20 protein-coding genes are annotated in these 23,126 nt (G+C 40.6%); all 20 read left to right on the top strand.

The genetic code is table 11. The features are described 5' to 3' along the window. Positions 1-91: 91 nt before the first annotated feature. The 20 genes from A33I_RS09085 to A33I_RS08990 all read left to right on the top strand — a co-directional run bounded on the left by A33I_RS09085 (position 92) and on the right by A33I_RS08990 (position 23,024). On the top strand, positions 92-865 hold the full coding sequence (locus A33I_RS09085; protein ID WP_022628146.1) for an isoprenyl transferase: 774 nt from the start codon (positions 92-94) through the stop codon (positions 863-865). A gap of 15 nt (positions 866-880) precedes the next feature. Then, on the top strand, positions 881-1,678 hold the full coding sequence (locus A33I_RS09080) for a phosphatidate cytidylyltransferase (RefSeq protein ID WP_022628145.1): 798 nt from the start codon (positions 881-883) through the stop codon (positions 1,676-1,678). Positions 1,679-1,737: 59 nt separating this feature from the next. Then, entirely contained in the window at positions 1,738-2,886 is a 1,149-nt protein-coding gene (locus tag A33I_RS09075; protein ID WP_022628144.1) for a 1-deoxy-D-xylulose-5-phosphate reductoisomerase, read from the top strand. Positions 2,887-2,906: 20 nt separating this feature from the next. After that, positions 2,907-4,160 (top strand): RIP metalloprotease RseP, encoded by a 1,254-nt coding sequence (rseP, locus tag A33I_RS09070; protein ID WP_022628143.1) that lies wholly within the window; start codon positions 2,907-2,909, stop codon positions 4,158-4,160. A gap of 48 nt (positions 4,161-4,208) precedes the next feature. After that, complete coding sequence (locus tag A33I_RS09065) at positions 4,209-5,927, top strand: proline--tRNA ligase (RefSeq protein ID WP_022628142.1); 1,719 nt, start codon at positions 4,209-4,211, stop codon at positions 5,925-5,927. An 81-nt stretch (positions 5,928-6,008) separates the two neighbouring features. Beyond that, positions 6,009-10,307 carry a PolC-type DNA polymerase III gene (locus A33I_RS09060; RefSeq protein WP_022628141.1) on the top strand — a complete coding sequence of 1,433 codons (4,299 nt, stop codon included), beginning with the start codon at positions 6,009-6,011 and terminating at the stop codon, positions 10,305-10,307. 248 nt (positions 10,308-10,555) lie between these two features. Then, a complete protein-coding gene (rimP, locus tag A33I_RS09055) occupies positions 10,556-11,026 on the top strand; it encodes a ribosome maturation factor RimP (RefSeq protein WP_012959351.1) in 471 nt (156 codons plus the stop codon). Positions 11,027-11,068: 42 nt separating this feature from the next. Continuing rightward, complete coding sequence (gene nusA / locus A33I_RS09050) at positions 11,069-12,205, top strand: transcription termination factor NusA (protein ID WP_022628140.1); 1,137 nt, start codon at positions 11,069-11,071, stop codon at positions 12,203-12,205. A 19-nt stretch (positions 12,206-12,224) separates the two neighbouring features. Then, positions 12,225-12,497, top strand: a complete 273-nt coding sequence (gene rnpM, locus A33I_RS09045; protein WP_022628139.1) for an RNase P modulator RnpM — start codon at positions 12,225-12,227, stop codon at positions 12,495-12,497. After that, a complete protein-coding gene (locus A33I_RS09040) occupies positions 12,498-12,809 on the top strand; it encodes a YlxQ family RNA-binding protein (RefSeq protein WP_012959348.1) in 312 nt (103 codons plus the stop codon). Positions 12,810-12,825: 16 nt separating this feature from the next. Then, on the top strand, positions 12,826-14,937 hold the full coding sequence (gene infB / locus A33I_RS09035) for a translation initiation factor IF-2 (protein WP_022628138.1): 2,112 nt from the start codon (positions 12,826-12,828) through the stop codon (positions 14,935-14,937). After that, entirely contained in the window at positions 14,934-15,215 is a 282-nt protein-coding gene (locus A33I_RS09030; RefSeq protein WP_022628137.1) for a DUF503 domain-containing protein, read from the top strand. The genes infB and A33I_RS09030 overlap by 4 nt, the downstream gene beginning before the upstream one ends. A gap of 24 nt (positions 15,216-15,239) precedes the next feature. Beyond that, on the top strand, positions 15,240-15,581 hold the full coding sequence (gene rbfA / locus A33I_RS09025; protein ID WP_022628136.1) for a 30S ribosome-binding factor RbfA: 342 nt from the start codon (positions 15,240-15,242) through the stop codon (positions 15,579-15,581). Positions 15,582-15,690: 109 nt separating this feature from the next. Next, positions 15,691-16,611, top strand: a complete 921-nt coding sequence (truB, locus tag A33I_RS09020; protein WP_022628135.1) for a tRNA pseudouridine(55) synthase TruB — start codon at positions 15,691-15,693, stop codon at positions 16,609-16,611. A gap of 35 nt (positions 16,612-16,646) precedes the next feature. Continuing rightward, positions 16,647-17,594, top strand: a complete 948-nt coding sequence (gene ribF, locus A33I_RS09015) for a bifunctional riboflavin kinase/FAD synthetase (RefSeq protein WP_022628134.1) — start codon at positions 16,647-16,649, stop codon at positions 17,592-17,594. Between the two features lie 129 nt (positions 17,595-17,723). Then, on the top strand, positions 17,724-17,993 hold the full coding sequence (gene rpsO, locus A33I_RS09010; RefSeq protein WP_012959342.1) for a 30S ribosomal protein S15: 270 nt from the start codon (positions 17,724-17,726) through the stop codon (positions 17,991-17,993). 205 nt (positions 17,994-18,198) lie between these two features. After that, a complete protein-coding gene (gene pnp, locus A33I_RS09005; protein WP_022628133.1) occupies positions 18,199-20,313 on the top strand; it encodes a polyribonucleotide nucleotidyltransferase in 2,115 nt (704 codons plus the stop codon). 144 nt (positions 20,314-20,457) lie between these two features. Beyond that, positions 20,458-21,435 carry a polysaccharide deacetylase family protein gene (locus tag A33I_RS09000; protein ID WP_022628132.1) on the top strand — a complete coding sequence of 326 codons (978 nt, stop codon included), beginning with the start codon at positions 20,458-20,460 and terminating at the stop codon, positions 21,433-21,435. A gap of 17 nt (positions 21,436-21,452) precedes the next feature. Further along, entirely contained in the window at positions 21,453-22,694 is a 1,242-nt protein-coding gene (locus A33I_RS08995) for a M16 family metallopeptidase (RefSeq protein ID WP_022628131.1), read from the top strand. A gap of 87 nt (positions 22,695-22,781) precedes the next feature. Next, on the top strand, positions 22,782-23,024 hold the full coding sequence (locus tag A33I_RS08990; protein WP_012959338.1) for a YlmC/YmxH family sporulation protein: 243 nt from the start codon (positions 22,782-22,784) through the stop codon (positions 23,022-23,024). The last annotated feature ends 102 nt before the right edge of the window (positions 23,025-23,126 follow it).

The raw sequence follows: 23,126 nt of genomic DNA, 5'->3' as shown, positions 1-23,126 counted from the left end.
CACGTTCTTATTAGTATAGTTATGAGCTAGCTGTGATTAGGATATGCTGGTAAGAGCTTAACCTGCTTCAATTTAGATGGAGGGCATTTGAATGCTGGAAAAATTTTCGAAATGGAAATCAAACCTTACACCTACAAAAACAGACGGTGAATTAGAATTAGACCCGGCTGCCGTTCCTAGGCATGTAGCCATTATTATGGACGGAAATGGCCGTTGGGCAAAGCAAAAAGGACTTCCTAGAATTGCTGGACACCGTGAAGGAATGAAAGTAGTAAACAAAATTGTTCGTCGGGCCAATGAATTAGGTGTTGAAGTCTTGACATTATACGCATTTTCAACAGAAAACTGGAAGCGTCCTAAAACGGAAGTAGATTATTTAATGAAGCTGCCAGAACGCTTTTTAGGCATGGAGCTTCCTAAGCTTATGGAAGAAAACGTGAAGGTGCGTTTAATGGGAAGTCTTGATCACCTTCCTGAACATACGCTGCGTGCTGTTAATAAAGCAGTACATGAAACGAAAGACAATACAGGCCTTATTTTAAATTTTGCTCTCAACTACGGGAGTCGTTTTGAAATGGTAGAAGCAATGAAAGAGATTGCCCTGAAAGTAGAAAAGGGCGAGCTAAAGCCAAGTGATATTGACGAGAAGGTCATTGAATCAAACCTTATGACAGCAGATTTAAAAGATCCGGATTTATTAATTCGGACAAGCGGTGAAATTAGATTGAGCAATTTTATGCTTTGGCAGGTTGCCTATAGTGAATTCTGGTTTACCGATGTCCTGTGGCCTGATTTTAATGAAGAACATTTTACAGAAGCCGTTTCTGTATATCAAAAGAGAGCAAGGCGTTTTGGAGGAGTTTAGAGGGGGGCGTATTAAATGAAGCAAAGAATAATTACGGGTGTGATTGGTGCGATCGTTTTTCTTAGCATGGTCATTCTCGGAGGTTGGTTTTTTTCTATCTTCATTTCTCTCGTCGCCTCAGTGGCAATGGTAGAACTCTTAAAAATGAAAAAAATTGCACCTTTATCTTTAATGGGATTAGTTAGTCTTGCCTCAATGTGGCTGTTGCTTGTGCCTACATCTTGGTTTGATCAATTAATTCCAATTACATACACAAAAGTAGAAACGTTTATATTCTTAATTTTAGTCCTATTAATGTTTACGGTCTTAACGAAAAACAGCTTTACATTTGACGAGGTTGGCTTTGTCATCTTATCATCGGTTTATGTAGGGTTTGGCTTTCACTTTCTAATTTTGACACGTGATATTCCGGATATTGGAATGCATTTAGTATTCTTTGTATTATTTATTATTTGGGCAACAGATTCTGGTGCCTACTTTGCGGGAAGGTCTTTTGGGAAGCATAAACTTTGGCCTGATATTAGCCCTAAAAAGACGATAGAGGGGTCCATTGGCGGAATCCTTACAGCGCTCGTGATAGGCTCTGTTTTTTACAGCTTTTTCCCAATCTTCCCTAACTATTTAACAGCATTATTCATTATTTTAATCGCCTCTACCTTTGGACAGCTTGGCGACTTAGTTGAATCAGCACTTAAAAGACATTACGCTGTAAAAGACTCAGGAAACGTGCTGCCTGGACATGGCGGGATCCTAGACCGTTTTGACAGCTTGATTTATGTGATGCCTATTTTGCATTTACTGCAGCTGATTTAACATCTTTATGATATACATAGGAAAAAGAATGGTGATAATTTAGATAGTAGGTGAGTATGTTGAAGAAGATTAGTTTATTAGGTGCAACAGGTTCTATAGGAACACAAACTCTTGATGTGATCAAACACCATTCTGATCAATTTTCACTTATTGCGATGTCTGTTGGGCGTAACATAAACCTTGCGCTCGATCAAATCAATATGTTTAAACCATCGATTGTCTCTGTAATGACAAAAGAGGATGCACAAAAACTACAGCATCAAATATCTGATGAGATTAAAGTCGTATATGGTGAAGAAGGATTGATTGAAGTAGCTGCCAATAACGAAGCAGATATTTTAGTCAATGCAGTGATAGGCAGTGTAGGGCTCGCTCCTACATTAAAAGCAATCGAAGCAGGTAAGACAATTGCGATTGCAAATAAAGAGACATTAGTCACAGCAGGACATATTGTAACAGATGCGGCCAAAAAACATGAGGTGCCTCTCTTACCAGTTGATAGTGAGCATTCAGCTATTTTTCAAGCATTAAATGGTGAGAGTTCATCAGAGATTGATCGTCTTATTTTAACGGCCTCAGGCGGAAGTTTCCGTGACAAAACAAGAGACGAGCTTAATGGAGTGACAGTAGAGGAAGCTCTTAATCACCCTAATTGGTCAATGGGAGCTAAGATTACCATTGATTCGGCAACCATGATGAATAAAGGGCTAGAAGTCATTGAGGCGCACTGGCTGTTTGATATTGCTTACGACAATATTGATGTAGTCCTTCATAAAGAAAGCATTATTCATTCAATGGTTGAGTTTGTTGATAGAAGCGTCATTGCCCAGCTAGGGACACCAGATATGAAAGTGCCCATTCAATATGCGCTGACCTACCCAAACCGACTAGAAGCTTCTAACAGTGAACAATTAAATCTGTGGGAGATTGGAACGCTGAACTTTTCCAAACTAGATACAGAACGTTATCGCTGCATGAAGTTTGCTTATGAAGCGGGAAGAATCGGCGGGACGATGCCAACGGTTTTAAATGCTGCAAATGAAGAAGCAGTAGCTGCCTTTCTAGATGGTAAAATTACATTTCTAGACATAGAAGATCAGATTGAACAAGCTCTAGAGCGGCACGAAAAAATTAATCACCCGACACTTGATGTGATTAAAGAAGTAGATCGTGAGACGAGAAAGTTTATCCACTCGTTACGTAATTAAATAAAGTGGAGGTTAGTCATTTGAATACATTAATCTCGTTTATAGTAGTATTTGGCCTGCTTGTTTTTATCCACGAGTGGGGGCACTTGTATTTTGCAAAACGTGCAGGGATCTTATGCCGAGAATTTGCGATCGGTTTTGGTCCTAAATTATTTTCCTTTAAACGGAATGAGACTGTTTATACCATCCGTATGCTGCCGCTTGGTGGATTTGTTCGTATGGCTGGAGAAGACCCCGAAATGATTGATATTAAGCCCGGCTATGAAATAGGGCTTGTATTTAACGGCAGGCAGGAAGTTTCACAAATTATTATTAATAATAAATCAAAACACCCTGAAGCAAAGGTTGTGCAAGTAGAAAAGATTGATTTAGAGCACGAATTATTTGTTCAGGCATACGATGATGATGAACTTGTCCGCTATAAAGTGAATGAGAAAGCGGTTTTGGTTCAAGATGAGCAGCCAACACAAATTGCTCCTTGGAATCGTCAATTCGGCTCGAAATCAGTAGGGCAGCGTGCCTTAGCGATTTTTGCAGGTCCAATGATGAACTTTGTTTTAGCCTTTGTATTGCTAGCAGCACTTGCATTAATGCAAGGTATCCCAGTTGATCGTGCAGAAGTTGGGGAAATTATGGAAGGCGGTGCAGCTGAGGAGGCTGGACTTGTTGAAGGTGATCAAGTAACGAGTATCGAGAATACTCCAGTAGATACGTGGGAAGAGATGACAACAATCATCCAACAAAACCCAAATGAGTCTATTACGTTTACTGTTGTCAGGAATGGACAAACGGAATCCATTGCCGTAACTCCGAATGAGCGAGTCGGACAAATGGGTGATGCGGAAGGGTTTATAGGTGTAACACAGCCTCGAGAGTTTTCCGTCATTGGTTCTTTAACATTTGGTGTAACGCAAACATACTTGTTTATGACAATGATCTTTGAAGTACTTGGATTATTAGTTACAGGTCAGTTCTCGCTTGATTATGTAGCAGGGCCAGTTGGGATTTATAATTACACCGGTGAAGCCGCAGCTCTTGGAATTTTCGTATTAATGCAATGGGCAGCTGCCTTAAGTGTTAACTTAGGAATTATTAATTTGCTGCCGATTCCTGCAATGGACGGCGGACGGCTAGTGTTTATTGGGTTAGAAGGACTGAGAGGCAAGCCGATTGATCCGCAAAAAGAAGGAATGGTTCACCTTGTAGGGTTTGCTCTTCTTTTCTTATTAGTTATTTTTGTAACATGGAACGATATAAACCGTTTGTTTATGTAAAGTAGACACGGGTTGGATTGCATAGTTGATTAGGAAAGGATTTTGAATATGAGACAACGTTCACTTTTATTACCGACTTTACGTGATGTACCAGCAGATGCAGATATTATTAGTCATCAACTGATGCTACGTGCAGGGATGATTCGTCAAATTGCTGCAGGTGTATATAGTTATTTGCCACTAGCAAAACGAGTACTGCATAAAGTTGAATCTATTGTACGTGAGGAAATGGATGCTGCCGGAGCGCAAGAATTAACCATGCCGACGATGCATCCTGCTGAACTATGGCAAGAGACTGGCAGATGGGATAAAATGGGCGGAGAATTAATGCGCCTTAAAGATCGTCATGATCGTGACTTTGCGCTTGGACCGACTCATGAAGAAGTCATTACAAGCATTTTACGTGACAGTATCAGCTCTTATAAAAAGCTGCCTGTGAATCTATATCAAATTCAAACAAAATTCCGTGATGAGCGCCGTCCTCGTTTTGGACTGCTGCGCGGCAGAGAATTTATGATGAAGGATGCTTATTCTTTCCACGCAACACCTGAGAGTCTAGATGAGGCATATAAGGAAATGTATGATGCTTATTCAAGAATCTTCTCACGTGCAGGGTTGACATTCCGCCCTGTTATAGCTGATTCAGGTGCGATTGGCGGCAAAGACACACATGAGTTTATGGCGCTTGCTGATGTGGGAGAAGATACGATTGCTTACTCCGATGAGTCTGATTATGCAGCAAACATTGAGATGGCTGCAGTTAAGGTTAGCTATACTAAGCCGGCAGCAGAAGCAGAAGACTGTGCTAAGGTAGAGACAGGTTCAGCGAAGACGATTGAAGAAGTTTCAAGTGCACTTAGTATACCTGAAGATCAAATTATTAAAACATTGCTCGTTTCTATTGATGAGGAATGGGTTCTTGTATTGCTTAGAGGTGACCACGAATTAAACGACATTAAGTTAAAGCATGAACTGTCAGCAGGCGCGATCCGTTTTGCTGAAGCTTCTGAAGTAGCAGACATTCTTTCTGCTACTGTAGGTAATATTGGCCCAATCGGTGCAGACGGTGTGAAAATTATCGCAGATCACGCAGTTTCGGCAATGGTGAATGCGGTTTGTGGCGCAAATGAAGAAAACTACCACTTCACAGGTGTAACGGCTGATCGAGATTTCAAGGTTGATCAATATGCAGACCTGCGCTTTATTAAAGAGGGAGACCCTTCTCCGTGCGGCAAGGGAACCATTCGTTTCGCTCAAGGCATCGAAGTTGGACAAGTCTTCAAATTAGGAACGGTCTATTCTGAGGCAATGAATGCAACCATCCTTGATGAAAATGGGAAAACGCAGCCTATGATTATGGGATGTTACGGGGTAGGGGTTTCTCGTACTGTTGCTGCCATTATTGAACAGCATCATGATGAAAACGGAATCGTATGGCCGCCGTCAGTTGCCCCTTACGATGTTCACCTGCTCACGTTAAATAGTAAGAATGCTGAACAGAGCGAGCTATCTGAAGAACTTTACCAGTCGCTTAAGAAAGCTGGATTTGATGTACTTTATGATGATCGTCCTGAGCGAGCTGGAGTAAAGTTCAAAGACTCAGATTTAATCGGAATTCCGCTTCGTGTATCTGTTGGAAAACGCGCTGCTGAAGGTATCGTTGAAGTAAAGATCCGCAAGACAGGTGAAGTCATTGAAGTAGCTGTAGCCGATTTAGCTGAAGAACTTAAGACTCAGCAAAAAAAACTTGAAGAATTATATCAATAAATAAAAGATATATAAGGTGAGGTATCTCAATTAGAGGTACCTTCTCTTTTATGCAAGGTTTATTTAGCAGGGGGGAGAAAAATGTCTCAAGATGAACAGCTAAGAAAAGAGCGATTTCAATTACTCCTTTCACAATTACAATTCCCTGAAGAAGTAATACATGGGGTATTTAAGGATGGGAAGATTCGTAAATTAACGATTTTAAAAGAAAAACGAACATGGCATTTTCATATAGAGCTTCCTCTTTTAATTCCTGCTCATTTATATGAGCTGTTTGAACAAAAGTTAAAGGAAACGTTTACTCATATTGCGACAATCGGCTTTACATTTTATTATGACAGGTGTGAGCCAAGTCAGAGTGACTGGGAGCAGTATTGGCCGATGGTCGTTTCTCGTCTGCAAGCAGTATCCGATGGATTGCGTTCATTACTCTCAAATCAGAGCCCTCGTTTTGATGGGAAACGCTTGGAGATTAATGTACGCAATGAAACAGAAGCTGTCGCCCTAAAGCGAAAATTACAAGATCCCTTAAGGGAAAGTCTCGTATCACTAAGTCTTCCAAACGTGGGCTTTGAGCCTGCTATAAAAGAATCTAAACAAGAATTTCAAAAGTTTGTCGAGCAGCGCGAGCAAGAAGACCACTCTAAAGTAGTAGAAGCCATTTTAGAAAAGAAGAAAATGGAGCAAAAAAGTGATGAACTTGATGGGAAAGATCTTGTATTGGGCTATCCAATTAAGGATGATCCTATACCGCTTGAGGCCATTGTCGATGAGGAACGCAGAGTAACGGTTCAAGGGTATGTGTTCGACGCAGAAACTAGAGAATTGCGCAGCGGACGTACATTGCTCACCTTTAAAATTACAGACTATACTGATTCCATCATGGTAAAGATCTTCTCACGGGATAAAGAGGACATCCCGCTTCTTCAAGCTGTTAAAAAAGGCATGTGGATGAAAGTTCGCGGCGGTGTACAAAATGATACATTCGTTAGAGACCTGGTTATGATTGCTAATGACTTCAATCAGATTAAACCTGCTGAGCGTACTGATAATGCAGCTGAGGAAGAAAAAAGAGTAGAGTTACATCTTCATACGACAATGAGTCAGATGGATGGCATGACATCAGCCGGCAAATATGTTGAGCAGGCAGCCAAATGGGGTCACCCTGCTATCGCCATTACAGACCATGGGGTAGTTCAGTCTTTCCCAGAAGCATACGGGGCAGGAAAGAAACATGGCATTAAAGTGCTCTACGGGGTAGAAGCAAATATTGTCGATGACGGAGTTCCGATTGCTTATAACGAAGCGAATCGTGAGCTGATGACCGAGGAATACGTTGTTTTTGACGTAGAAACGACTGGGTTGTCTGCTGTTTATAATACAATCATTGAGCTAGCTGCTGTTAAAATCAAAAACGGGGAAATCATTGACCGGTTTGAATCATTCGCCGACCCACACGAGCCATTAACCAATACAATCATTGAATTAACAGGTATTACAGATGATATGGTAAAAGGCCAGCCTGAAGTGGGAGAGGTATTGAAAGATTTTCATGAATTTGTGGGGGATGCCACTCTAGTAGCTCATAATGCTAGTTTTGATATGGGATTCTTGAATGTAGGCTACCAAAAAATCGGGCTGGGAGACGCGAAAAATCCTGTTATCGATACATTAGAGTTAGGGAGATTCCTATATCCAGAGCTTAAAAACCACCGACTAAATACTCTATGTAAGAAGTTCGATATTGAACTCGTCAGTCATCACCGCGCAATCTATGATGCAGAAGCGACAGGGTATTTATTATGGAAGATGGTTCGAGATGCAAACGAGCGGAATGTCACTCATCATGACCAATTAAATAATCATATGGGGCAAGGTAATTTTACAAGACAGCGTCCGTCCCATTGTACGATCCTAGCTCAAACGCAAGAAGGCTTGAAAAATTTATACCAATTAGTTTCAATGTCTCATGTTGAATACTTCTTCAGAACACCTCGTATTCCAAGGTCGCAGCTGCAAAAACATCGTAAGGGATTGTTGATTGGTACCGCGTGTGATAAAGGAGAAGTGTTTGAAGGGATGATGCAAAAATCTCCTGAAGAAGTAGAGGAGATTGCGAAGTTCTATGATTATTTAGAAATTCAGCCTCTAGAAAATTATCAGCATTTAATTGAGAAAGAACTAGTTAAAAACGATGAATCGTTAAAAGAAATTGTTTCAAATATTGTTGAATTAGGCGAAAAACTTGATAAACCGGTTGTGGCAACGGGTAATGCGCATTATTTGAACAAAGAAGACGCGATCTACCGTAAGATTTTGATTGCATCGCAAGGAGGAGCGAACCCGCTGAATAAGCAGACGTTGCCCCCTGTTCATTTTAAAACAACCGACGAAATGATCGATGCCTTTGCCTTTTTAGGGGATGAGAAAGCCAAAAAAGTTGTCGTGGAAAACACACAAAAAGTGGCTGATTTAGTTGAAGAAATCCATCCTATTCCAGATCAATTGTATACACCGAAAATTGAGGGTGCGGATGATGAGATCAGAGAAATGAGCTATTCTCGTGCTCGTAGTATTTACGGGGATGATCTGCCGGAAATTGTAGAGGCGAGGATTGAAAAAGAATTAAAAAGTATTATCGGCCACGGATTTGCGGTTATTTACCTTATTTCACAAAAGCTGGTTAAAAAATCATTAATTGATGGATATCTTGTAGGTTCTCGTGGTTCTGTCGGATCTTCATTTGTTGCAACAATGACTGAAATTACTGAAGTGAATCCACTCCCGCCGCATTATGTGTGTCCTAACTGCCAGCATTCCTATTTCTTTAACGATGGTTCAGTTGGTTCAGGATTTGACCTTCCTGATAAAGATTGTCCTGAATGCGGCACGGCATATGTGAAAGATGGACAAGACATCCCGTTTGAAACCTTCCTTGGATTTAAAGGAGATAAAGTACCAGATATCGATCTTAACTTCTCAGGGGCATATCAGCCTAGAGCCCACCATTATACGAAAGAATTATTTGGTGAGGAGTATGTGTACCGTGCAGGAACAATCGGTACCGTTGCTGAAAAGACAGCTTATGGGTATGTCAAAGGATATCAAGGAGATCATGATCTGCATATGAGAGGCGCAGAAATTGATCGGCTTGTATCAGGCTGTACAGGAGTGAAGCGGACGAGCGGGCAGCACCCGGGTGGTATTATTGTTGTACCAGATTACATGGATATTTATGATTTCACACCGATTCAGTTCCCTGCAGACGATAAGACTGCTGAGTGGAAAACGACTCACTTTGATTTCCATTCCATTCATGATAATCTGCTGAAACTTGATATTCTCGGACACGATGATCCGACGGTTATACGAATGCTTCAAGACCTTTCAGGAATAGACCCGAAAACAATCCCTACCGATGATCCTGAAGTCATGAAGATATTCAGCGGTCCTGATGTGCTTGGAGTGACAGAAGATCAAATTTTGTGTAAAACAGGCACCCTTGGCATTCCTGAATTTGGGACGAGATTCGTTCGTCAAATGCTTGAAGAGACGAAGCCTAGCACATTTTCAGAGCTGGTGCAGATCTCAGGACTTTCTCACGGGACGGATGTTTGGCTAAATAATGCCAATGAGTTGATCTATAACGGTACATGTGAGCTTAAAGATGTAATTGGATGTCGTGATGACATTATGGTCTATCTTATTTACAAAGGACTAGAACCATCTCTTGCTTTTAAGATCATGGAGTTTGTACGGAAAGGTAAAGGCCTCCAGCCGGAATGGGTGGAGGAAATGAAAAAGCACGATGTGCCTGATTGGTATATCGGCTCATGTACAAAGATTAAATACATGTTCCCTAAAGCCCATGCAGCAGCCTATGTATTAATGGCTGTGCGGATTGCTTATTTCAAGGTGCATCACCCTATACTTTATTATGCTTCTTATTTTACGGTGCGAGCAGATGATTTTGATCTTGATACAATGATCAAAGGCTCAACTGCTATTAAAGCGAAAATTGAAGAGATTAATGCTAAAGGACTTGATGCTTCACCAAAAGAAAAGGCAGTCTTAACCGTTCTAGAACTGGCATTAGAAATGTGTGAACGAGGCTTTTCATTTAAGAAAGTGGATCTGTACGAATCAAGTGCCACAGAGTTTATTGTTGATGGGACTAGCCTGCTTCCGCCGTTTAACGCAATGACCGGAGTTGGTACAAATGCTGCCCTGAATATTGTGAAGGCAAGAGAGGGTGGCGAATTCCTCTCAAAAGAAGATCTGCAGCAAAAAGCACGTTTAACAAAGACTGTGCTTGAACATCTTGATGATCACGGCTGCTTAGCTGGCATGCCTGATTCCAATCAGCTTTCCTTATTCTAGTTTCCTTGTTCAACTATCAGGCGCAAAAGCTGATCTGACGCTATCTAGAGACACAGAGTAAGTTGCAAACAGCTAGAGAGTATGATATCCTTGTTATGGTAATACTTAGAATACGGAACCTAAAAAGAGTGGGGAAACCCACTCTTTCGTTTTCGTTTAGACCTATATTTATGAATCGTTTCTCTTAAATAACAGGATGTAAAGTAACCTTTATTTATATAGATGGGTAAGATCAAGGAGGGTATGAATTGAGTAAGAAAGTAACGGACATCGTAGCAGAATTAGTGACACCACTATTGGACGAGCTAAACTTAGAGCTAGTAGATGTTGAATTTAAAAAGGAAGGACCTAACTGGTTTCTTAGAGTCTTTATTGATTCAGATACAGGTGTTGATTTAGAGGATTGCGGGAAAGTAAGTGAACAATTAAGCGAAAAACTTGATGAAATGGATCCAATCCCACAAGCTTATTTCCTTGAAGTATCTTCTCCTGGGGCTGAGAGACCTTTAAAGAAAGTAAAAGATCTCGAAAAAGCAGTTGGGAAAAATGTTCATGTTACTACGTACGAACCAGTTGATGGAGAAAAGGCATTCGAAGGGATGCTTCAATCTTTTGACGGCGAAGTATTAACTATTGAAGTCAAAATAAAAACACGGAAGAAATCATATGAAATTCCGTACGATAAGGTAGCAAACGCTCGTTTAGCTATTATTTTCTAAAATGATATTTTTTGTGGAAGTTGAAAGGGGGATGTTCCATTCATGAATAGTGAATTTATGGATGCGTTAACGACATTAGAGAAAGAAAAAGGTATAAGTAAGGAAGTTATTATTGAGGCGATTGAGGCTGCACTTATTTCAGGGTACAAACGTAATTTCAGCCAGGCACAAAATGTTCGCGTGGACGTCAACCGCGATAACGGAAGTATCCGTGTATTTGCACGCAAAACGATTGTGGAGGAAGTGTTTGATGCACGTCTTGAAATCTCATTAGACGAGGCTAAATCAATCAACCCTAATTACGAAGTGGATGATGTCGTTGAGATTGAAGTGACACCAAAAGACTTCGGCCGTATTGCTGCGCAAACAGCTAAGCAGGTGGTCACGCAACGTGTACGTGAAGCTGAAAGAGGCATCATTTATTCTGACTTCATTGATCGTGAAGAAGACATCATGACAGGAATTGTGCAACGCCAAGACCATCGCTTCATTTATGTAGATTTAGGCAAGGTTGAAGCACTTCTTCCTTTAAATGAACAAATGCCCAATGAAACCTACAAGCATAATGACCGCATCAAAGCGTTTATTACAAAAGTAGAAAAAACAACAAAAGGACCACAAATTTTAATCTCACGTACACACCCTGGCCTCTTAAAACGTTTATTTGAGCTTGAAGTGCCTGAGATTTATGATGGAACTGTGGAAATTAAATCTGTCTCTCGTGAAGCTGGTGATCGTTCTAAGATTGCTGTACATGCAGAGAATCCAGAAGTTGATCCAGTAGGCTCGTGTGTAGGACCTCGCGGACAGCGTGTACAAACAATTGTAGATGAATTAAAAGGCGAGAAAATTGATATTGTCCGCTGGTCAGAAGATCCAGTTGAATATGTAGCAAATGCACTTAGTCCATCTAAGGTTGTCAAAGTAAACGTGAATGAAGAAGAAAAGATGACTCAGGTTATTGTACCGGATTATCAACTATCACTAGCAATTGGCAAGCGCGGACAAAATGCACGCTTAGCAGCTAAACTGACAGGCTGGAAGATTGATATTAAGAGTGAGTCAGAAGCAAGAGAGTTAGGTCTTTTAAATGAGGAAGACAGTTCTACTTCTGAATATGAAGACCCAGCAAGTGAAGAAGCATTTGTTCCTGATGTAGAAGATTACAACGAAGAGTAAGAAGAAGGAGACGGGGCCAATGAAACAGCGCAAAGTTCCTCTCAGAAAATGCATTGTTACTCAAGAAATGAGACCGAAGTCCGAACTTGTTCGGATTGTTCGTACGCCTGAAGGTGAGGTTGAGCTTGATCTTACAGGGAAGAAAAATGGGCGAGGTGCTTACCTTAGTAACAGTGAAGAATGCTTTATGGAAGCTAAAAAGAAAGACAGCTTATCTAGACACCTTCAAGTGAAACTTACCGAAGAACAGTACGATCAGCTAGAAATTGAGCGTAAAAAGGGGCGTAAGTAGATGACCTCAAAGCAGCCGAAGTGGATTTCACTTCTTGGGCTATGCGCTCGTGCAAGGCAGTTAGTAACTGGGGAAGAGCTCGTCATTAAAGATGTACGCAGCCGGTCAGTAAGGTTGGTACTGCTCTCAAATGATGCAGCTGAACAGACAAAGAAAAAGATATTGGACAAATGTGGCTATTATTCAATTCCAGTTCGAATTGTGAGCGATCGAACTACACTTGGAAATGCGATCGGTAAGGCAGAACGAGTGGTAGTGGGGATAAAAGATCCAGGATTCGCTAAGAAAATGACCGCATTATTGGACCAATAATTGTGGAGGTACGTATATGAGCAAAATGAGAATATATGAATACGCAAAAGAGAAGAACGTTCCTAGTAAAGATGTCATTGAAAAATTGAAATCAATGGATGTATCTGTTTCGAATCATATGTCCTACATTGATGATGCGGCTATTGCTAAATTAGAAGGCAAGCCGGCTCCTGCGAAGACTGAAGCAAAAAAAGAAAAGCCTGCAAAACCAGCAGGTAAGCAACAAGGGAAGGCTACTAATCATATGAATAATAATAATAATAACAACAACAAGAAAAAAGGCAATAACAGACCTAATCAGCAGCAAAATCGCGGTAAGCAGCAAAATAAGCGTCATGACAAACCACGTCAAGAGCCGCCAAAGCCAAAACCATTACCAGAGAAGATTACTTTTGTGGAATCATTATCAGTTGCAGAGCTTGCTAAAGCATTAGGCAAAGAGCCTTCTGAGCTGATCAAAAAACTGATGGCGCTTGGTGTGATGGCAACGATTAACCAAGAGCTTGATAAAGATACAATCGAGCTGATCGCGGGTGATTACGGAGTAGCGGTTGAAGAAGAGATTGTTGTAGATAAAATTGACCTAGATAGTTATGTGGAAGAAGAAAAAGAGGAAGACTTAAAAGAACGTCCTCCAGTTGTTACAATTATGGGTCACGTTGACCATGGTAAAACAACCTTGCTTGACTCTATCCGAAACACTAAAGTAACAGCAGGGGAAGCTGGCGGGATTACTCAGCATATCGGTGCCTATCAAATTGAAACAGACGGCAAACCGATTACATTCCTTGATACTCCTGGTCACGCAGCATTTACAACAATGCGTGCGCGCGGAGCTCAAGTAACAGATATTACGATTCTTGTCGTAGCGGCAGATGACGGTGTAATGCCGCAAACAAAAGAAGCAATCAGTCATGCCAAGGCTGCTGGTGTGCCAATCATTGTTGCTGTGAATAAAATGGATAAGGAAGCCGCTAATCCAGACCGTGTAATGCAAGAATTAACAGAGTATGAACTTGTTCCTGAAGCTTGGGGCGGAGATACGATTTTCGTTAATGTTTCAGCATTAAATGGTCAGGGTATTGATGAACTATTAGAAATGGTTCTACTAGTAGCAGAAGTGGCTGAATTAAAAGCGAACCCAGACAGAATGGCTCGTGGAACCGTTGTTGAAGCTGAGCTTGATAAAGGCCGCGGGGCAGTAGCTACTTTATTAGTACAAAATGGAACACTTAATGTCGGTGACCCCATTGTTGTAGGGAACTCATTTGGACGTGTTCGTGCAATGGTTAACGACTTAGGACGTCGCGTGAAAACCGCAGGACCTTCTGCTCCAGTTGAAATTACTGGACTTAATGAAGTTCCTCAAGCTGGTGATCAGTTCCAAGTATTTGAAGATGAAAAAACTGCCCGTCAAATTGGTGAAGCACGTATGAGCCGTCAACGCGAAGAAAACCGTGCTGAGAACTCTAAAGTCAGCCTTGATGATTTATTTAATCAAATTCAGCAAGGTGAAGTAAAAGATATTAATATCATTATCAAAGCGGATGTTCAAGGTTCGGTTGAAGCGATGCGCGGTTCATTAGAGAAAATCGATGTAGAAGGTGTTAAAGTAAATATTATCCATACGGGTGTAGGTGCCATTACAGAATCTGATATTATTCTTGCATCAGCATCAAATGCGATTGTTATTGGCTTTAATGTACGTCCTGATGGAGGAGCTAAGCGTACTGCTGAAGTTGAAAAAGTAGATATCCGCTTACACCGTGTAATCTATAATGCAATCGATGAAATTGAATCAGCGATGAAAGGAATGCTTGATCCTGAGTTTGAAGAAAAAGTCATTGGTCAAGTTGAAATCCGTACAACGTTTAAAGTATCTAAAGTGGGTACAATCGCTGGTGCTTATGTTACAGAAGGTAAAATTTCACGCGATTCAACTGTACGTTTAATTCGTGATGGGATTGTCATCTATGAAGGAGCTATTAATGCGCTTAAACGTTTCAAAGATGATGCTAAAGAAGTAGCAGCCGGTTACGAGTGCGGTATTACTCTAGAGAAGTTTAATGACATCAAAGAAGGCGATGTGATTGAGGCTTACGTTATGGAGGAAATCGAACGTAAATGATCATCGGTTCAGTCCGTTGCGAGCTTCTAATTTACGACGTGCATTCACTTAAAGAAAAACGTTCTGTGCTAAAAAGTCTTCAAACTAGATTAAAGCAGCGTTTCAACCTAGCAGTAGCAGAAACCAATTTTCAAGATGTATGGCAGCGTGCAGAGCTCTCGATAGTGACTGTTTCAAATCAGAAAGTGATTTGTGAGCGAGAGCTTGAGCGGGCACTTAAATTCATTGATATTGAATCAGAGGCTGAGCGCACGTTGACAACATATGAGTGGTTATAATCGTATAAACAGAGGTGAACAACTATGAGTAACGTTCGAGCACATCGTGTAGGAGAACAAATGAAAAAAGAGCTAAGTGATATTATTATGCGGGAGTTGAAAGATCCTCGTATCAGTTTTGTCACAATTACTGGGGTAGATGTAACAGGCGACCTGCAGCAAGCGAAAGTATTCATTACCGTTCTTGGAGACGATGAACAAAAAGAATCCACATTAAAAGGACTTTCTAAAGCAAAAGGATTTATTCGTTCGGAGATTGGAAAGAGAATCCGCCTGCGTAAAACACCAGAAATTACGTTTGAATTTGATGAGTCCATCGAATACGGAAATCGAATTGAAACATTGATTAATGATTTAAACAAATAACGACTTAAATAAATAAGTTCAGCGTTTTATTAGAATGCTGCTAAGAGGATAGGGGGCGCATGCTCTCTATCCTCTTTCGCCTTTGAGAATAAGAGCAAGGAGTACGATAATGAATAATATTGAAGGAATTTTACCGTTATTAAAACCTGCAGGGATGACATCTCATGATTGCGTCATGAAAATCCGCAGACTTTATCAAACAAAAAAAGTAGGCCATACAGGAACACTTGATCCAGATGTCGTAGGGGTCCTCCCTATATGTATCGGCAAGGCGACAAAGGTGGCTCAATACATGTCCGATTACTCTAAAACGTATGTAGGAGAAGTAACCATTGGTATTTCGACGACTACAGAAGATGCAAGCGGAGAAGTAGTTGAGACAAAGGATGTTAATAAGCCTTGGTCTAAAGAGGACATCATCGCCCTGTTAGACTCCTTTAAAGGAGAGATTACTCAAATCCCTCCGATGTATTCAGCGGTTAAAGTTAATGGTAAGAAATTGTATGAATATGCAAGAGCTAATCAAACGGTTGAACGGCCAAAAAGGAAGGTCAGGATTCATCGATTAGAGTTAACTAGCGATCTAATCTTAAATGAAACATCAAACACATTTTCTTTCTCTTTTGAAGTGGAATGCAGTAAAGGGACGTATGTACGAACACTTGCAGTTGATTTGGGAAAAGCTTTGGGATTTCCTGCGCATATGTCCTATCTAAAGCGGACAGCTTCTGGACCCTTCACAATGGAGGTATGCACCTCTCTTTCTGAGCTTGAAGAAATGGAGGGCGTAGATGAGCGTGTTAAAGTGTTAAGGCCGTTAGATGAAGCAATTGCTCATCTCCCTATGCTCATTGTAGATAAAGAGGTAGAACAGCTGATAAAGTACGGATCCGTTTTACAAGAAGAAAAAGGGTTAGATGAAATGCGGTTTACCGTATATAATGGACAAGGGGAATGCTTAGCCATTTATCAAAAGCATCCTACTAAGGCTGGATTAATTAAGCCGGAAAAAATGATCTGGACAAGTTAGTTTACCTGAAGTAAAGCAGAAAAAGGGGAATTATGATGGATACGATTTATTTGCATCACCCAATTGAAGCGAATACCTTAAAAAAACGTCCAATTGTGCTGGCACTTGGATATTTTGATGGGGTTCATATTGGACATAAAAAAGTAATTGAAACTGCCTGCAGGCAAGCTGCTAAGCTGGGTGTGGAAGCAGCTGTTATGACCTTCCACCCACATCCAAAAGAGGTGCTGCGAAAAGAAGCACACCCTATGCCTTACCTCACTCCGCTTCCGTTAAAGGAAAAGAAAATTGCTGAGCTTGGTGTGGATACACTTTATGTTGTTAACTTCACTAAAGAGTTTGCGTCTTTAACGCCTCAACAATTTGTTGATGATTATATTATTTCTCTAGATGCTGTACATGTAGTAGCTGGCTTTGACTTTACATATGGTTCTCTTGGCAAAGGGACGATGGAAACCTTAGTCTTTCATTCCAGGAATAAATTTGACCAAACCACTGTCAGCAAAGTAGAACAAGGCGACATCAAAATCAGTTCTACAAAGATTAGGGAGCTGATTGAGGAGGGCAGTGTAGAGAAGATTCCTGCTTATCTAGGAGAGCCTTACTATGTTTTAGGGGAAGTGGTCGATGGTGATAAGCGCGGCCGCACCATTGGTTTCCCAACAGCTAATGTAGCAGCAATTGACCGGATGAAGATACCTAAAACCGGGGTATATGCCGTACGTTTTCAAGTAAAGGGGGATTGGTACAACGGAGTATGTAATATTGGCTATAAACCTACGTTTAATCAAGAAAGAAAAGAGCCAACGATCGAAGTAAATATTTTTGAATTTAACCAAGATATTTACGGGGAACAGGCTGTGGTCGTTTTTGAACGCAGAATAAGGGCTGAGAAAAAATTTAATGAGATCAATGAATTGATCTCACAGATTAAAAAAGATAAAGAAGAAGCGATTGAATATTTTGCTGAAAAAAGCTGTTAAGTTTCTTGCATTCTGAAGCTGAACGTTGTATAGTAAGGGTTGTACTTCAGGTACACATCCGTTTCGTGGCAGAGCGACTCACCGACGCTTGCTAGGGAATAGGAGATTATTTAAAGGGAGGTGAATAGGATGGCATTAACACAAGAGCGCAAGAACGAGCTAATTGCTGAGTTCAAAACTCATGATACTGACACTGGTTCTCCAGAGGTTCAAGTAGCTATCCTTACTGAGCAAATCAACACATTAAACGAGCACTTACGTACTCACAAGAAGGATCACCATTCACGTCGTGGTCTTTTAAAGATGGTTGGTCAACGTCGTAACTTGTTAACGTATCTACGTAACAAAGATGTTACACGTTACCGTAACCTTGTTGACAAGCTTGGCTTACGTCGATAAGTTATGATGAAAGCGGGAAGATTTCCCGCTTTTTTCTACATTTATAAGTGTTGGAAAATGATCCCTACATCACATCGATATGTAGGGTCTTTACATAACAGAGCCTATAACCCCGAGATTTGCCATTGACTCTTTTATTTTTCACATAAATCGGTAATAATAAGAAAAGAATGAATAATTTTAGTGTACGAGAGGAGTACGCGTAATGGAACAAGAAAGACAAATTTTTTCAATTGACTGGGCAGGCCGTGAACTAACGGTAGAAACAGGTCAATTTGCTAAACAAGCAAATGGAGCAGTACTTGTTCGTTATGGTGATACAGCTGTATTATCAACAGTAACCGCTTCAAAAGAACCAAAAAACTTGAACTTCTTTCCGCTTACTGTAAACTACGAAGAGCGTTTATATGCAGCAGGAAAAATCCCAGGAGGCTTTATTAAGCGTGAAGGCCGTCCTAGTGAAAAAGCGATCTTAGCGAGCCGCCTAATTGATCGACCAATCCGCCCTCTTTTCCCTGATGGCTTCCGTAACGAAGTTCAGGTAATCAGTATTGTTATGAGTGTGGATCAAAACTGTTCGTCTGAAATGGCTGCGATGATCGGTTCATCTTTAGCATTATCGATCTCAGACATTCCATTTGACGGACCAATTGCCGGTGTTACGGTTGGACGTAAAGATGGCGAACTGATCATTAACCCAACAACTGAACAGCTAGAAGAAAGTGATATTGATCTAGTAGTAGCGGGTACAAAAGATGCAATCAACATGGTTGAAGCAGGGGCCGATGAGGTGCCTGAAGAAACGATGCTTGAAGCGATTATGTACGGTCACGATGAAATTAAACGCTTAGTGACTTTCCAAGAAGAAGTAGTACAAGCTGTAGGAAAAGAGAAAAAAGAAATCCAGCTTAAACAAGTTGATGCTGAGCTTGAGTCTGCTGTTCGCAATTTAGCTGAAGCAGATCTTAAAAAAGCGGTTCAAGTCCAAGAAAAGCATGAACGTCAAGAAGCGATTGATGCTGTGATGAAGCCTATTATTGAGAAGTATGAAGAAGAGCAAGAAGAGCTTGTAGGCGATGTACGAGAAGTTCTTCAAAAAGTAGTAAAAGAAGAAGTCCGCCGTTTAATTACGGTTGAAAAAGTGCGTCCAGATGGCCGTGCGATTGATGAGATTCGTCCCCTAGCTTCACAAGTTGATCTATTGCCTCGTACACATGGATCAGGTCTTTTTACAAGAGGACAAACTCAAGCGTTAAGCATTTGTACACTAGGTGCACTTGGCGATGTGCAGATTCTTGACGGACTTGGTATTGAAGAGTCTAAACGCTTTATGCACCATTACAACTTCCCGCAATTTAGTGTAGGGGAAACAGGACCGATCCGTGGACCGGGCCGTCGTGAAATTGGTCACGGTGCTTTAGGTGAACGTGCCCTTGAACCGATCATTCCAAGTGAAAATGACTTCCCATACACAATTCGTCTTGTGTCAGAAGTTCTTGAATCAAATGGTTCAACTTCTCAAGCGAGTATTTGTGCAAGTACTTTAGCAATGATGGATGCTGGTGTACCTATTAAAGCACCGGTAGCGGGTATTGCGATGGGTCTTGTCAAACAAGGAGATCACATTTCCGTTTTAACTGATATTCAAGGTATGGAAGATGCTCTTGGAGACATGGACTTTAAAGTAGCTGGTACTAAAGAGGGCGTAACGGCTCTGCAAATGGATATTAAGATCTCTGGTATTAACCGTGAAGTTCTTGAGCAGGCTCTTGAACAGGCTAAGCGCGGCCGTATGGTTATTTTAGATAATATGTTATCTGCAATCAGCGAATCTCGCAGTGAGTTATCTGAGTATGCTCCTAAAATCATGACAATGCATGTGAATCCAGATAAGATTCGCGATGTTATTGGACCAAGCGGTAAGATGATCAACAAGATTATTGAAGAAACTGGTGTCAAAATTGATATCGAACAAGATGGTACAGTTTACATCTCTTCAGTAGACAGTAAAATGAACGAACAAGCTCGTAAAATTATCGAAGACATTGTTCGTGAAGTTGAAGTTGGTCAAACGTACCTTGGTAAAGTAAAACGTATTGAAAAGTTTGGAGCGTTTGTTGAGCTGTTTAAAGGGAAAGATGGCCTTGTTCATATTTCTCAACTAGCTGAGGAACGTATTAATAAAGTAGAAGATGTCGTAAGTATTGGCGATGAAATTTTAGTTCGGGTAACTGAAATTGATAACCAAGGACGAGTGAACCTGTCTCGTAAAGTCATCTTAAAAGAAGAAAAAGAAAAACAAGAACAAGCAGGAAAATAAGATGAAGGAGACAAGGATGATCTTGTCTCTTTTTTAGTCGTTGCAGATTGACTTTACTTCCTTAGTTAAATAAGGGTATTAGGAAGCTTGTTCTATCAACCTTCTTTATTGCATAGGATGCCAATAGAAGGAGGATTGATTAGAATGAAAAAGTTTGTATCTGTGTTATTTCTAGGCTTCTGTTTACTGGTTATTTCTTTTGGAGCGGTGCAAAATCCGTTCTCTTTGCAATACATAAATGAATTAAAGCAAGATACAATGACGGTTATGAAGCAGCAAGATCCTCTTTATGAAGAAATTAAGATGAATAAAGAACAATTTGAAGAAGATGCGATAGATGCTAGGGTGGATCCGGTCTGGAAGGCTCTCCCTGGCTACAACGGGTTAAAGGTTGACGTTGGTGCCTCCTATGATAAGATGAAGAAGCTGGGAACATTTAATGAAGATAGGCTTGTATTTAAGGAAACAGCACCAGCGGTTCATTTAGAGGACCTGCCTCCTACACCTATTTATAAAGGGAATGAAAATAAGCCCATGGTCAGTTTTTTAGTGAATGTGGCATGGGGAAATGAGTATATTCCTGAAATGTTAAAGGTGATGAAGGATTATGGTGTGAAGTCGACCTTTTTTTTAGATGGATCTTGGGTTAAAAACAATCCAAAAATGGCTACAATGATACTAGAACAAGGTCATGAAATAGGAAATCATGCATACTCGCATCCTGATATGAAATCACTAACTACCGAAAGAGTAAATGAAGAATTACAAAAAACAAATGATGTCATACTTGCTACGTTAGATGTTACACCTAAGTGGTTTGCCCCGCCTAGCGGAAGTTATTCTCAAAGAGTGGTAGATCAAGCTCGTGCTCATGGAATGATGACCATCCTATGGTCAGTTGATACTGTAGATTGGAAAAAACCACATCCTGATGAAATGGTCAATCGTGTTCTAAATAAAGTACATCCTGGAGCGATGGTATTGATGCATCCAACCGAGCCTACAGCGGCCGGGCTCAAGGAGATGATCGAAGGGATTCAAGCGAAAGGGCTTGAACTTGGTACGGTTTCAGAATTAATGAGTGAGACAAGAATTCATAATGGTGTAACCCTGGATGACTAATTTTAGGGGGATATAGTTTGATACAAAAGATTGAATTAGATAATGGTGTACGAATTATGGCAGAGGCAATTCCGACGGTTAGGTCTGTTTCTATCGGAGTATGGATAGGAACAGGTTCTCGTTATGAAGAAGTGCATGAGAATGGTATTTCCCATTTTTTAGAGCACATGTTCTTTAAAGGGACAAAGAAGCGTAGTGCAGCAGATATTGCCGAGGCATTTGATAAAATCGGCGGGCAAGTGAATGCATTTACGTCAAAAGAATATACGTGCTATTATGCAAAAGTGCTGGATGAGCATGCGCCGATTGCTGTAGATGTATTATCGGACATGTTCTTCAACTCTGAATTTGAGGCGAAAGAGCTTCAAAAAGAAAGAAATGTCGTGCTTGAAGAAATAAAGATGGTGGATGATACTCCTGATGATATTGTACATGATCTCTTAAGTAAGGCGGCTTATGGTGAACATTCATTAGGTTATCCTATTTTAGGAACACAAGATACTCTTAAAACATTCGATGAAGAGGCGCTTCGTTCTTACATGGACCGTTACTATACTGGAGACCATGTGGTCATTTCTATTGCAGGAAATATAACGGATGAGGTCATACAATCGATTAAAGATATTTTCAAAGAGGTTAAACCTACAAGTTATCAATATGAAGCCAGTGCACCACGCTTTCAATCAGAGTTGATTACACGTAAAAAGGAAACGGAACAAGCACATCTATGTCTTGCTTATCCTGGTTTAGAAATTGGCAATAAAGATGTCTATTCCTTAATTCTGCTAAATAACTTACTAGGAGGCAGCATGAGCAGCCGCCTGTTCCAAGAAATTAGAGAAAAACGTGGATTATGTTATTCCGTATTTTCTTACCATTCCTCTTATCAAGACAGCGGTATGTTGACAGTCTATGCAGGTACGGCATTAGAGCAATTAGATGAGCTGGTAGTTGCCCTTAACCAGACAACAAGCCGCCTGTGTGAAGCAGGAATGAATGAAAAAGAACTTCAGAATGGGAAAGAACAATTAAAAGGAAGCTTAATGCTAAGTTTAGAAAGTACAAATTCAAGAATGAGCAGAAACGGTAAAAATGAGCTGATGTTAAAGCGTCATCGCACGTTAGACGATATTTTAGCTGAGATCAATAATGTTACATTAGAAAATGTTAATCGTCTTGCTCAAACACTGCTTTCCACTGAACCTGCCATTTCACTTATTAGTTCAACCGGAGAGGTTCCTAAATCGTTAAGAGCCTAAGCGAGATAGACCAGCTATATATAGCTGGTCTATTTTAATTTCCGTTCTCATACACTATCATAAACCCCTAGAGAACGGAGGGAGAGCATGCGGCTAAGTGAGATCAGCAATAAAGAAATCATTGATTACCAAAAAGGAGAACGCATGGGAATCCTAGGTCAGACAGACCTTCTGATTAATGAGGAAACGGGAGAAATTGAAGCGTTTATTGTGCCGACTATGAAATGGTTTGGATTTGGTAAAAAAGAAAAAGAAGTGACTGTATATTGGAATCAAATTAAAAAGATTGGTCAGGATATGATTATCATAGATATGGGGTTTCCTGATTAACACACTGCAGATAGGCAGTGTGTTTTTTGTTCGCCCAGCATGGGCGAACTCTAACGGGTGAAAGTCCCGAGTACGACCCTGTAGCGGTAAGTACATAGCCAA

The sequence above is a fragment of the Alkalihalophilus marmarensis DSM 21297 genome (assembly GCF_000474275.2).
In the GTDB taxonomy this organism is placed as follows: Bacteria; Bacillota; Bacilli; order Bacillales; family Bacillaceae_D; genus Alkalihalophilus; species Alkalihalophilus marmarensis.
The sequence above is the reverse complement of the archived record's forward strand: the minus strand, read 5'-3'. Positions and strand labels throughout refer to the sequence as shown.